The 13,518-nt window shown below is 48.2% G+C and carries 12 protein-coding genes, 1 rRNA gene and 1 pseudogene (1 of these 14 only partly in view); all 14 read left to right on the forward strand.

Annotated features, from left to right (window positions below):
• Positions 1-1,653 (forward strand): 23S ribosomal RNA (locus ACUUHJ_RS00945) (it extends 1,276 nt beyond the left edge of the window).
• A 206-nt stretch (positions 1,654-1,859) separates the two neighbouring features.
• The gene (gene cpaB / locus ACUUHJ_RS00950) at positions 1,860-2,588 is read left to right on the forward strand and encodes a Flp pilus assembly protein CpaB (RefSeq protein WP_289675523.1); all 729 of its coding nucleotides are present in this window, start codon (positions 1,860-1,862) and stop codon (positions 2,586-2,588) included.
• Positions 2,585-3,988 carry an AAA family ATPase gene (locus ACUUHJ_RS00955; RefSeq protein ID WP_472298082.1) on the forward strand — a complete coding sequence of 468 codons (1,404 nt, stop codon included), beginning with the start codon at positions 2,585-2,587 and terminating at the stop codon, positions 3,986-3,988. The genes cpaB and ACUUHJ_RS00955 overlap by 4 nt, the downstream gene beginning before the upstream one ends.
• Positions 3,989-3,999: 11 nt before the next feature.
• Positions 4,000-5,049: pseudogene (locus tag ACUUHJ_RS00960) on the forward strand (CpaF family protein); the annotation flags it as partial.
• A 439-nt stretch (positions 5,050-5,488) separates the two neighbouring features.
• Positions 5,489-5,812, forward strand: a complete 324-nt coding sequence (locus ACUUHJ_RS00965) for a hypothetical protein (protein ID WP_254495527.1) — start codon at positions 5,489-5,491, stop codon at positions 5,810-5,812.
• A 3-nt stretch (positions 5,813-5,815) separates the two neighbouring features.
• Positions 5,816-5,968, forward strand: coding sequence for a hypothetical protein (locus tag ACUUHJ_RS00970; protein ID WP_472298083.1), 153 nt, complete (start codon positions 5,816-5,818; stop codon positions 5,966-5,968).
• Positions 5,968-6,384: a hypothetical protein gene (locus tag ACUUHJ_RS00975; RefSeq protein ID WP_472298084.1), complete on the forward strand. Its 417-nt coding sequence runs from the start codon at positions 5,968-5,970 to the stop codon at positions 6,382-6,384. Before ACUUHJ_RS00970 ends, ACUUHJ_RS00975 begins: the two co-directional genes overlap by 1 nt.
• Before the next feature lie 55 nt (positions 6,385-6,439).
• Complete coding sequence (locus ACUUHJ_RS00980; protein WP_289675544.1) at positions 6,440-7,003, forward strand: hypothetical protein; 564 nt, start codon at positions 6,440-6,442, stop codon at positions 7,001-7,003.
• Between the two features lie 137 nt (positions 7,004-7,140).
• A complete protein-coding gene (locus ACUUHJ_RS00985; protein ID WP_012683929.1) occupies positions 7,141-7,482 on the forward strand; it encodes a DUF3870 domain-containing protein in 342 nt (113 codons plus the stop codon).
• A gap of 136 nt (positions 7,483-7,618) precedes the next feature.
• On the forward strand, positions 7,619-8,557 hold the full coding sequence (locus ACUUHJ_RS00990; protein WP_289675546.1) for an ABC transporter permease: 939 nt from the start codon (positions 7,619-7,621) through the stop codon (positions 8,555-8,557).
• A gap of 26 nt (positions 8,558-8,583) precedes the next feature.
• Positions 8,584-9,471 (forward strand): ABC transporter permease, encoded by an 888-nt coding sequence (locus ACUUHJ_RS00995; protein WP_425304090.1) that lies wholly within the window; start codon positions 8,584-8,586, stop codon positions 9,469-9,471.
• A 5-nt stretch (positions 9,472-9,476) separates the two neighbouring features.
• Positions 9,477-10,502 carry an ABC transporter ATP-binding protein gene (locus ACUUHJ_RS01000; RefSeq protein WP_251254560.1) on the forward strand — a complete coding sequence of 342 codons (1,026 nt, stop codon included), beginning with the start codon at positions 9,477-9,479 and terminating at the stop codon, positions 10,500-10,502.
• 116 nt (positions 10,503-10,618) lie between these two features.
• Complete coding sequence (locus tag ACUUHJ_RS01005; RefSeq protein ID WP_472298085.1) at positions 10,619-12,277, forward strand: peptide ABC transporter substrate-binding protein; 1,659 nt, start codon at positions 10,619-10,621, stop codon at positions 12,275-12,277.
• A gap of 145 nt (positions 12,278-12,422) precedes the next feature.
• A complete protein-coding gene (locus ACUUHJ_RS01010) occupies positions 12,423-13,517 on the forward strand; it encodes a dipeptide epimerase (protein WP_472298086.1) in 1,095 nt (364 codons plus the stop codon).
• The last annotated feature ends 1 nt before the right edge of the window (position 13,518 follow it).

Raw genomic sequence — 13,518 nt, forward strand, 5'->3', positions numbered from 1 at the left:
GCGCTTGGAAGTGAGAATGCCGGTGTAAGTAGCGAAAAGACAAGTGAGAATCTTGTCCACCGAAAGCCTAAGGTTTCCTGGGGAAGGCTCGTCCTCCCAGGGTTAGTCGGGACCTAAGCTGAGGCCGAAAGGCGTAGGCGATGGACAACAGGTTGATATTCCTGTACCACCTCTGTTCCGCTTGAGCAATGGCGTGACGCAGGAGGATAGGGTGAGCGGCCTACTGGATGGCCGTCCAAGCAGTAAGTGTGGTGTGTAGGCAAATCCGCACACCGTCAAGCATGAGCTGTGATGGCGAGGGAAATTTTAGTACCGAAGTCCCTGATTTCACACTGCCAAGAAAAGCGTCTAGCGAGGAACAAGGTGCCCGTACCGCAAACCGACACAGGTAGGCGAGGAGAGAATCCTAAGGTGCGCGGGATAACTCTTGCTAAGGAACTCGGCAAAATGGCCCCGTAACTTCGGGAGAAGGGGCGCCTCGGTAGGGTTAATAGCCCGAGGGGGCCGCAGTGAAAAGGCCCAAGCGACTGTTTAGCAAAAACACAGGTCTCTGCGAAGCCGCAAGGCGAAGTATAGGGGCTGACGCCTGCCCGGTGCTGGAAGGTTAAGGGGATGAGTTAGCGCAAGCGAAGCTTTGAACCGAAGCCCCAGTAAACGGCGGCCGTAACTATAACGGTCCTAAGGTAGCGAAATTCCTTGTCGGGTAAGTTCCGACCCGCACGAAAGGCGTAACGACTTGGGCGCTGTCTCGGCAAGAGACCCGGTGAAATCATAATACCTGTGAAGATGCAGGTTACCCGCGACAAGACGGAAAGACCCCATGGAGCTTTACTGTAGCCTGGTATTGGAACTTTGTGCATCATGTACAGGATAGGTGGGAAGCTGAGAAGCAGGGGCGCCAGCCTCTGTGGAGCTGTCGGTGGGATACCACCCTTGATGTACGGAGTTTCTAACTCGTCGCCCTTATCGGGCGAGAGGACCATGCCAGGTGGGCAGTTTGACTGGGGCGGTCGCCTCCTAAAAGGTAACGGAGGCGCCCAAAGGTTCCCTCAGAATGGTCGGAAATCATTCGTAGAGTGTAAAGGCAGAAGGGAGCTTGACTGCGAGACCTACAAGTCGAGCAGGGACGAAAGTCGGGCTTAGTGATCCGGTGGTTCCGCATGGAAGGGCCATCGCTCAACGGATAAAAGCTACCCTGGGGATAACAGGCTTATCTCCCCCAAGAGTCCACATCGACGGGGAGGTTTGGCACCTCGATGTCGGCTCATCGCATCCTGGGGCTGAAGTAGGTCCCAAGGGTTGGGCTGTTCGCCCATTAAAGCGGTACGCGAGCTGGGTTCAGAACGTCGTGAGACAGTTCGGTCCCTATCTGTCGCGGGCGTAGGAAGTTTGAGGAGAGCTGTCCTTAGTACGAGAGGACCGGGATGGACGCACCGCTGGTGCACCAGTTGTCACGCCAGTGGCACAGCTGGGTAGCTATGTGCGGACGGGATAAGCGCTGAAAGCATCTAAGCGTGAAGCCCCCTCCAAGATGAGACTTCCCACAGCGCAAGCTGGTAAGACCCCTCATAGACGATGAGGTTGATAGGTTCGGTGTGGAAGCGCGGTAACGCGTGGAGCTGACGAATACTAATCGGTCGAGGACTTATCCACACATTCTTAGCAATCATGCGTATTCAGTTTTGAAGGAATGAGACGAAAAGCTGTATTCCCGATTACTTGTAAAAAGTAATGGAGAATGCAGCTTTTTTTGTTGTGTAATAGGTGTAACTGTGCAGAACAAATGCACAGTTTTTTTGTTTTCTTTTTTTGTCCCTCTAATTTCCTCTACGCTAGAAACAATGGAGAGGAGGGGGAGAATGTCTATACATCCGTTACGACTATTGGCTATATTGCTTTTCGCTACATGTGTAGGTGTAGCGACCTACATCATTTTGAAGCCGCATCAAGTGACCTATATTCAATTGCGATCAACAGTGGAAAAAGAAAGTGGCCAATTACTTGAAGCAAGGGATATGGAGCCATTAACACTGAGACTGGGAGGGATCTTTCAACAACCCATTGCCCCAATTCCAGGTTTGATTCCATGGGAAGAAGGACAGAGTCTTGTCGGTTTGGCATTCACCCGTCAAGTGAAGGGAGGCCGACCGTTATTGCAAAGTGATTTGGAGCAAACCAGTAATGCGCAAGGCAGCGGAGTGATCACAGAAAAAATGACAGGTATGAGCATTCCCGTAGACAATGTTGCAGGAGTTTCACCGCATGTATCAAGCGGAGAAAGGGTGCACGTCTATGCTTCCTTTGAAGATGAAACAGGAGCACATTCCGGACTCCTGCTGCAAAACATGCCAATCATTGGCATTCAACGCGAAATGGAAGGGGATCATCCCAAGCTGGTAGCTGTGACTCTCTCCCTGACACGTGATGAGGCTGTTCTGCTAACACACGCACTTCATTATGGAAAAATCAGATTGGGTTTGGCTGCAGTAAAGGATGAGGGAAATCCAGGAATAGGAGACGTAAAATTCGCTTCAGAGTTAATGAAGACGAAAACTCGCTGGGGTATTAAAAAGGAGGAGCATGAGTGAAAAGGCGTTTGCTCATAGTAGATGATGATCGTGATTCAGTTCGTTTGTTAACGGCGCAACTTATAAACAGTAGATGGATCGAAGTGTGCGGGGAAGCACTCGGAGTGGAAGAGGCATGGGCAAAATTACAGGCAAACCAACCCCATTTGGTGTTGCTGGGCGGTATAAAGGGAACGGAAAGAGGTGTGTTGTGTCAGCAATTTAGGCTAGCCTTTCCTCATCTTTCATTTATTGCTGCTTGCTCAAGCAATGAACTGATGTGGGAGCCATTTTTCCGGAACTTAGGCCTATGGGTTATTGCCAAGCCCATTGAACCAGGGCAAATCGAAGCGTTAGCTATGATGATACAGCCTCCAGGTATGGTAGCAGAAGCTGCGCCACAACAACACCAATATGTAATCCAGGAACAAACCAGGAGCTATTCGAGTCAGCAGCCTTCGATCTCCGAGCCGATCACGGATAGTTTAGTTCCTGAAATGACTCGTCCTAAACAGCTTATTACTGTTTACGGTCCCAAAGGTGGCGTAGGAAAAACATTTATTTCTCGTGAGCTAGCGATTTTCTTTTCCATGCAAAAAAACGAGGGCGTCCCATTGAGGGTTATCGCTGTTGACTTCAATCTTGATCTTGGTACTTTTGCGACTACTTTGAATCTCCCCCGTACCCCTAATCTTTTTACGTGGGTAAAGGATCTCGATGCTCAATTGCATTCGTTTATTCAGGATCAAGGAAAAGATCCGTATTCCATTAGCAGTGAGGAATGGCAGGCATACGCACAAGCCTTGCCTTTATCTCCTCAACATATCGAGAAATATGTCGTTGCTCATCCTGATACAGGCTTGCATGTACTTACGTCCCCCCGTGATATTCGGCAAAGCTTTGAAATCCGTGACTATCATTTATATCTGATTCTCGAAACGTTAAAACAGAGCAACTATGACGTCATTCTTATTGATACGGCTCCGGATACAACAGATGCAACAATTCAAGCTCTGTTTTTTGCAGAACATGTTGTGATGGTGGGGAATCCGGTGGTAGACTCCATTGAAAATATTCAACGATTGCTGAAACTGTTGAGAGAAGCAGAGTACCCAGAAGAACGCATTCAAATTTGCATGAATCGTTTGCAAAGGAAAGAAATGTTTACCTTAGATGAAATTCGTGCCTATTTCCAGCTTCACCCCAGCAAAAAAGTTTTCTCCATACCTGATGATGTGGAAGTGAAAAAATCAATTAACACCGGAACGCCAGTCATGCTCCAGTCAGGGAGAATTCCGGCCAAGGAAGCCATTGAGACATTAGGAAAAGCACTGTTTCCCGTAGATGGGGAGCAAATGAAGGCTACTGGAAAAGAGAAACAAAAAGAGAAAACGTCTCTCTTCAAATGGTTATGGGGATAAGGGAGGGTGTCATGTTCGATAAAAAACAGTTACTAGGCATTTCAAATCAAGTCCGCCCTGCGCAAGAATTACGATCAGCGGGGAGGGGAACGGCGGGAGTTCCTGCGACGCTTCACGAAAAAATGCAAGCTCCGGATCATGAGCGGACGAATGAAAAATGGGTTGGGACAGATAGAGAAACATTGATTCGTACCCAGATTGTTGAGAAATACGGAAAGCGATTATGGGAGGAAAAACATTCTTCACTCTTTATGGATGAGCTGACGGCAGATATTCGAATGCTGCTGGAGTTGCAAACAACGCTGACATCCATACAAATGGAAGCAGAAGTAAAACGGCTGCTGCATTCTTTGACGGGGTGGGGCCCATTAGACGCTTTATTAGAGGATAACGACATCACGGAGATTCTTTTTCATCGCTATAACTATCTCGTCATTGAAAGAAAAAGTACTGGTCGTCTTGAATCTCCAGAGATTGCTGTTTTTCGCGGTGAGGAAGAGCTGCTGCGCTTATTAGAACAGATTGCAGCGACAATGGGACGTGAGTTTAATGAAACGAAAGCAGAGCTGCATACACAGCTTCCAGACGGTTCCCGGGTTGCTGCTACGCATCGTTCTATTTCTCCCGATGGTCATATGCTCACGATTAGAAAACACCGTGAGCTACTCAGTGAGTCCGATTATTTACGGTACGGTTCCATTTGCGAGCCGATGCTTCTCTTTTTAAACAGAGCCGTCCGTTTATCTCGTGCATCTGGCATTGTCAGTGGAGGAACAGGCTCAGGCAAGACACACATGCTCAATCTCATCTCCCAATATGTCCCTGATCATTTAAGTATTATTACGATCGAGGATGTCTTGGAGATGAAGCTTCAGCATCCTTTTGTGCGCAGATTTTTAGCGAAACCTGCGAATTACGAGGGGAAGGGTGGGTTTTCGATCAAGGATTGTGTTCGCTTGTCCTTGCGAAAAAGGCCGGATGTCATTATGGTCGGTGAGACACGCGGTGGAGAAATCGTAGATATGCTTTGGGCGATGAATACGGACCACCCTGGTAGCTTTTTATATTTTTAGCATGCGTCATGGTGTTAGGAATTGGTGTTAGCAGTTACGGCAATGAGTTAAGCCCTGCGGCAAACGATTCTGCCGAGAGCATTAACCAATCCATCACTTCGCTGAACTATGATACTCGAAATGAAAACATCAACTTTAGGATGCAAAACGGTACATCCTATACGTCGTCAAAATAATGCTGCACATCCACGTACTTCTCATCATTTCGATTATGGTAGGGAGCTTGTGCGCGGTGCTTTGGAATCTCCAACCAGAGGAGCAGCTTAAACAGACACAACAGGAAAGGGTGTATCGGGCAGCGACGGTCATCTTCCATTAAAGAAGAGCTGGCGTTTCTAAAACGATGGTGAAAGCAAAAGTCTTTCTTATTTGTCTACTGGTCCTTCTATTGATCACTTCCGCACTGGGAGCTTACCACTTGTACGCAATGGAAAGGGCGATTGCTCGTGGAATCTATGCTGACTTACTGGATGATATGCAGGACATCGGGTATTTGGAGCCGACATTAGCAGATTACTATCTTCTGAAAATGAAAGGACTGGGTTGGGAAGTGACAGGGGATACGTTTGCTGGGAGCTGGCCTCGAACCGAGAGCGAGCGAGCTCGTAAAGAGCGGCAGGAGGCGATTACCTTGTCGGTTACCATCCAGCCTTCAAAAGTGACCCAATGGCTGCACAAGTTTGTGGAGGGGGATACATCCTTTTCCTTTACGGGAAGCCGTCCGTCCGAATACTTTGATCCAGGGTGGTAGTGAATGAATAAAATGATTAGCATTTTGGCTGTAATGGCGATTGTTTTACCTTTGACGGTAGGGTTGCTTCTCACCGGTCCGCAAAATCTCTTTTCGGTATGCACGCAGTTTTTCGGTGATTTGCTCGCTGAAGTAACGCGTTTTGGTACAGGCTAATGGGTCAATTAATCGCTGTGATTCTGAACATTATGGTTATGCTACTCGTTCCATTAGGGCTTTTACAGGTACATACGGTTGTTCAGGCCAGGAATGAATTATTGGAAGTGAGCGCAGTCGCTACGAAATATGTCAGCAACCACGGGGGGACGAGTGAAGCCAACCTGCAACAAGAGGTTCGGGCATTGATCACTCGGGAGCTGAGGGAGAAAAAGCTTTCCATTCCGGATCATGAGCTGTCTGTCAGTGTCACTCGCACTCGTTCACTCGATCCCGTTCTGTGGAGCCACGAAGATGAGTTTGTCGTAGAGCTGGCAATTCCATACCCCCGCTTTACCACGTGGATTCCGATGCCAGCTGATTCCTTGCAAGTCCAAAGAATAGGTACAGTTAACATCATGGACTACGATTTGTAAAAGCTCCCGTTAGGAGGCTATCGTTACGGGTATAAATATCTTATCGATTTCTACGATGCTGTTCTTTTTGTTGGTAGGTATGTTTATTGTAGATGCAGACCTCGCCATGCAGAAAAAAACAGAAGTGAAGATACTCCTGGAGTTATCTAATCATCACGCTACCTTTGCTGTTGATCCTGTACTGAAAACAGAAGGTGTGATTGATCTGCTCGAAGATGAGGCTCTTGAACGTTTTGATGAAAGAATGCATGAGAATGGTGGCTACCGTCGTGAGCAGGCCATGTTCGTCCCTCAAGCAGACAGTGTGACCACTGATCCCATTCCTTTCTCGCGCTATTATATGGATTTCCGTTCGTGGCGTAATGACCACCAATTACGCTTACAGTACAATGGGAAAACACTCGTGACAGAGCGAGCAACGAAAGGGCCAGCTCGTCCGGGAGGTGGAATGCTGCAGATTACTGTCGTAACTGAGCGCGGGGAGGAATTGCAGCTCGCACCGAAAACAATGGTGGGTCCATCGCATGTCGTAGTTGCCTACATCGACGAGCGACCGTTTCTGCCGATGCTGCCGTCGCATTCGTTTCCGGTCGTATCTGTAGAAGAACTGAAAGATTAGTCAGACTTATTTACAAATTGAGAAATCTTCTGGTACTATGTAGGAAAGTGCTTACCCAGCTTGCGATTGTGAGGAAGTCGCTCTCCGAACATCCCGTTTGCCGGTCCGTTAAGCATAGTAAAAGTGGGGTTATTGATTTGTTTGATAAAGATACCATTTATATCGTAGGCGATGCACAGTCCTCTTCGAACAATCCGATTACACAGCAATTCAGTGCTTTTTTTATCGGATTGGTTGTCGATACTTCCAACGACAAGATCGTTGATGCAGCCTGTTCTTCCACGGTCCAACTGACGTCTGATTTTGCTCGGTCGATCTTTATCGGTCATTCGATCATGGCGTCGGAGGAAATTGGCGAAGAGATTCGCTTTCGGTATTTTGGATCTTCCCAAAAAACATTGATCGCAGCATTTAAGGACGCGCAAAAGAAGTACAAACAAGCAGTTTCCACGAGAAATAAAGCCACAGTCACCAAATGAATACACCCGCTGCTTTATTTATTCGTATGCACGGCATACACGTAAGTAAAACCCAGCAAATGCCATGATCACGTGCATTTGCTGGGTTTTTTGCTTATTACGAGAGGTCAGTTTCTGATGAAAAGGAGGAGAGTCCTTGCTATCTTTTGTTTTCCGCAGATTTATCTCCATGATCGTGACGTTATGGCTCATCATTACCCTCACCTTTTTCTTGATGCATGCCGTTCCGGGATCTCCTTTTGAAAAAGAAGGAAAGGCATTAAACAAAGCAGTTGCTGCCAATCTCAATGCCTACTACAACCTGGATAAGCCACTACTCGTCCAATACGGGCTGTACTTGCAAAAGCTGGTGCAGTTTGACCTTGGGCCGTCGATTGCAAATAGCTCGGATACGGTCAACAAAATGATCGCCCGTGGATTCCCCGTTTCTTTTCAACTCGGTCTGATTTCTGTCGTCTTTGCGATTGTTACCGGTATTGCGCTTGGTGTGATCGCAGCGCTACGACATAACCGTCTCATTGATTACCTTGCCATGATTATTGCTGTTATCGGGATATCTGTTCCCAGCTTTGTTGTCGCCTCCTTATTAATCAAATATTTGGCGGTCGAATGGAAGCTGTTGCCGACCGCAACGTGGGGGTCTTGGCAGCATGTGATTATGCCAGCGCTTGCATTGGCATTTGGTCCGATTGCAATTATTGCTCGTTTGACTCGTACCAACATGCTGGAAGTGTTGACCCAGGAATACATTGAAACCGCTCGTGCAAAAGGGCTGTCTCCGGTAACGATCGTGTTGAAGCACGCACTGCGTAATGCGATTTTGCCTGTCGTCACGCTTTTAGGCGCACTAATTGCCAACGTTTTAACGGGAAGCTTTGTGATCGAAAAAATATTTGCGATTCCTGGGATGGGGAAATATTTTGTCGCTGGCATTAACAACCGTGACTATTCCGTCATTATGGGAACGACCGTCTTCTACAGCGCACTTTTGATTTTCTTGATGTTTGTCGTCGATGTACTGTACGGCATCATTGATCCACGAATTAAGCTGCATCGAAAGGAGAGCGAAGGATGATCGTTTCTGATGATTTATTTATCCCCATGCGAAAAGACAACCTCAATGCGGAAGCGATTGTGCGACCTCAACTGACGTTTTGGCAAGAAGCTTGGCTTCGTCTGAGAGGAAACAAGCTGGCTCTGTTGGGGTTGGTAGTTATTATCTTGCTTGGGGTTATGGCTACGATTGGACCGATGATCTCTGATCATGAATACGCCAAACAGTCGATTATTATGAAAAACAAACCGCCGTCGGATGCGAACTGGTTTGGTACTGATGATTTTGGCCGCGATGTGTTCACGCGTGTTTGGTATGGTGCGCGTATTTCCCTGTTTGTCGGTTTGACGGCAGCACTTATCGATTTTTTCATTGGTGTCTTGTATGGAGGAATTGCCGGATATTTGGGCGGGCGAATCGATAATATCATGATGCGCTTCGTGGACATTTTGTATGGCCTTCCTTATTTGTTGGTGGTGATTTTGCTAATGGTCGTCATGGGGCCCGGACTTTTAACCATTATTATTGCCTTAAGTGCGACCGGTTGGATCGGGATGGCCCGGACTGTGCGCGGTCAGGTCCTGCAAATGAAAAACTCGGAGTACGTACTGGCAGCAAAAACAATGGGGGCAAAGCCTTTCTACATCATTCGTAAACATCTGCTGCCCAACACAATTGGCATCATCATTGTATATGTCACGTTATCTGTTCCATCTGCGATTTTTGCAGAGGCGTTTCTGAGTTTTCTCGGTCTCGGTATTCAGGCGCCAATGGCTAGCTGGGGGGTAATGGCGAACGATGGACTCCCCACCATTTTGTCGGGGCATTGGTGGCGGCTCTTTTTCCCTGCTTTCCTCATCTCGCTGACGATGCTCGCGTTCAACGTGCTTGGTGATGGCTTGCGCGATGCGTTCGATCCGAAGTCAAGGAGGTAGGCAACATGGATAAAACGGAAAAGCTGCTGGAGGTCAGTGGGCTTCGGGTCACATTCAAGACGCATGGTGGTGAAGTGAACGCTGTTCGGGACGTGAACTTTACCTTGAACAAAGGGGAGACACTGGCGATTGTTGGTGAATCCGGATGTGGGAAAAGCGTGACTGCAAGGAGCATTATGCGACTGATCCCGGAGCATATCGGAAAAATCGCGGGTGGAAGCATTCATTTTAAAGGGCAGGACCTGGCCAAGCTGCCGGAAAAGCAAATGCGCGAGCTGCGTGGGAAAGAAATCTCCATGATCTTTCAAGATGCGATGACATCACTTAACCCGACGATCACCATTGGTGAGCAGATTATGGAGGGAATCATTCGCCATCAAAAGGTCACCAGAAGCGAAGCCAAGCGGCAAGCGATTGAGATTCTCACCTTGGTAGGGATCGCCACTCCAGAAAGTCGTCTCAAGCAGTACCTCCATCAGTTTAGTGGCGGGATGCGCCAACGGATCATGATTGCGATTGCGCTTGTCTGTAAGCCGTCCATTCTGATTGCGGATGAGCCTACAACAGCGTTGGATGTGACGATTCAGGCGCAAATCATCGAGCTGTTCAAAAGCATTCAGAAAAAGACGGGAGTCTCGATCATTATTATCACGCATGATTTGGGAGTCGTCGCCAAGATTGCGGATCGGGTCAACGTCATGTATGCCGGAAAAGTGGTAGAGTCCGGGCCTGTTCGCGACATTTTTTACAATCCGCAGCATCCGTACACCAAAGGCTTGCTGGCGTCGATGCCTCGTTTAGATGCTGATCGCTCCATACCGCTCAGCCCGATACCTGGAACACCCCCGGATTTGTTCAGCCCACCAATTGGCTGTGCATTCGCTGCGCGCTGTGACTATGCGTTGGAAGTATGTCGGAATTACCAGCCAGCGGAGACACATGTTCATAGCAAACACGCGGTTTCCTGTTGGTTGCAGGACCCACGGGCGAAGAAGTTGCTGGCGTCGATGCAACCGCCAACAGGGACCTGATTCATGGCTGTCAAGGGCAGTGGTCAAGCCCGGCTTCATTCGTGTAAAAGAGGGTGTCGGCTGACGGCGCTATCCTTTTACGTCATACAAAAACAAAAAATAAGGGGGAAGAAACAGTGAAAAAACTATCAACATTGTTGCTGACGGCTACGCTAGGTGTGTCCATGCTTATGGCTGGATGTACATCGGGTCAACCAGCTGCATCGAGTGAGCCCGCACCAGGCAACACGGCTCAGCCAAACGCTCCGACGCCGGGCGATCAAGCGGCAAAGCTCCTGTTGCTGAACAATATCAAGGAACCGACGTCATTGGACCCGCCGATTGGCTTCGATGAGCCGTCCTATAACATTTTGAACAACCTGATGGAAGGCTTGACCCGCCTGGACGAAAATCAAAAGCCTAAACCAGCGGCCGCTTCCGAATGGAAAATCTCCGAGGATGGAAAAACCTACACCTTTACCCTGCGTGACAACAAATGGTCCAATGGTGAACCGGTAAAGGCTCAGGACTTCGAATTCGCATGGAAACGCATGCTTGATCCTGCACTGGCATCTCCAGCGGCATCCCTCGCGTATATTATTGAGGGAGCGGAGGCCTATAACAGTGGTAAAGGATCGGCGGATGGCGTAAAAGTAAAAGCGTTGGACGACAAAACACTAGAGGTCGTGCTCGCTCAACCAGCTTCCTGGACGCTCCTGTTGGCATCCAACCCGGCTTTCTTCCCTGTTCACAAAGCAACTGTAGAAAAAGATCCGAAATGGGCAGCAGAAGCAGCAAGTTTTGTCGGAAACGGGCCATTCAAGCTGACAGAATGGGCGCATGACAGTGAACTGAAAATAATGAAGAGCGATACGTACTGGGATGCAGCAAACGTAACACTGCCTGGTGCTGTTTGGAAAATGATTGATGACGAGAATACCGAGTATCAAATGTTTACGAACGAAGAGCTGCACAGAACGACAACCGTTCCTGCAGACATGGCAGATCAATTGTTCAAAGATGGCAAAGTATTCGTGCGTGATGGAGCAGGTACAGAGTTCTATCGTTTCAACGTAACGAAGGAGCCATTTGATAACGCCAATATTCGTAAAGCTTTCAGCTTGGCGATTGACCGTAAAACACTGGTCGACCTGGTGCTGATGCGTCAACAAAAGCCGGGAACAGGCTTCGTATCTTATGGTTTGCCTGATGCCAACGGTGAAGGGCAATTCCGTGAGGTAGGCGGAGAATTGGTGAACTTCAACCCAGAAGAAGCAAAGAAGCTTCTGGAACAAGGAATGAAAGAAAAAGGCTACACAAAGCTCCCAGAGGTTACACTCACGTACCGCAGCGGAACGGCTAACGAAAAAACGGCACAAGCCGCGCAAGAAATGTGGAAGCAGACGCTGGGCGTTGATGTGAAGCTGCAAAAGGTAGAAGGAAAAGTTTTGACGGATATGCAAAAGCAATTGCAGTATCAAATTGCCCGTTCTTCCTGGTTGCCTGACTTCGGCGATGCGATCAACTTCCTTGATATTTTCCAATCGAAGGCAGCAAGCAATCGTACGGGCTGGGGCAATGCGCAATTCGACAAGTTGATCCAAGACGCATACAAGGAGCCAGACGATGCAAAACGTCTGAAGCTGCTGCATGATGCAGAAAAAATCTTGGTGGATGAAGCGCCAATCGCACCGCTTTATTTCTACAACACTTCCTTGCTCTCAAGCGACAAAGTGAGCGGTGTACAAAGCTCTTCACTGAGCTATACAGACCTGAGAAAAGCTGTCGTGAAGTAAGAAAGAGTGAGTTGGGAGAAGTCATTTCATGGATGGAATGACTCTCCCCCTTTTTTGCTAGAATTTTTAATAGTGCTATAATTTAGTATGTCTATTAGAAAAAACACGAAAGAAAGCACGAGTGCTGGAGAAGATGGAGGAAAACATGATTATTCAAGCCATCGAAGTAAAACGAATATCTGTTCCATTGAAAAAGCCTTTTAAAACAGCTTTGCGTACGGTGCATAGTCTGGAATCGGTTCTGGTGAAAATTACTTGCGACAACGGTATGGTCGGGTGGGGCGAAGCTTCGGCTACTGTCGTCATTACCGGAGACAGCATCGAGAGCATCGAGTCGGCGATTATGAATACGATGAGACCTCAGCTCATCGGATTGAATTTGCTTGCCTATGAACGAGTTTTCCAAACCTTGCACCAATCCATGGTAGGAAATACGAGTGCGAAGGCAGCGGTAGACATTGCGTTGTACGACCTTATTTCTCAGCGCGCAGGAATGCCGTTGTATCAATTCCTGGGTGGCTACCGTGACCAATTGGAGACGGACTATACCGTCAGCGTGAACTCCCCGAAAGAAATGGGCGAGGATGCGGTTGCCTATCTCAAACAAGGCTTTCACGTACTGAAAATCAAGGTCGGCAAGGACAATATCGAGGATGACATTTTGCGCATCCAGGAAATTCGCAAATCCGTGGGCAATCAAGTGAAGATTCGTCTTGATGCCAACCAGGGATGGAATGTAAAAGAAGCGGTGCAATCCATTCGCAAAATGGAGGACATGGGTCTTGGTATCGAACTCATTGAGCAGCCAGTAAAAGCGCATGATCTGGAAGGCTTGAAGCGGGTAACAGATTCGGTCGATACGCCAATCATGGCTGACGAGAGTGTGTTTTCACCAGCGCAGGCCCTGCAGGTTTTGCAAAACCGTGCGGCTGACATGATTAATATCAAGCTGATGAAGGCTGGCGGCATTTACAAAGCACAATTGATCAATCAATTGGCTGAAGAGTACGGTATTCCATGTATGGTTGGCAGCATGATCGAATCGCGTCTGGCTGTATCAGCAGCAGCGCATTTTGCAGCCAGCAAGAAGAACATTACCCGTTTTGATTTTGATGCTCCGTTGATGCTTTTGCACGATGGCATAGAAGGTGGCGTAACATACGAAGGTCGCTTGATGCACATGCCAGAAGAGTCTGGGCTCGGTATTCGTTCCGTCAGCCTGTGGGAGGGGGAGAACTAAG

The sequence above is a fragment of the Brevibacillus schisleri genome (genome assembly GCF_055685845.1).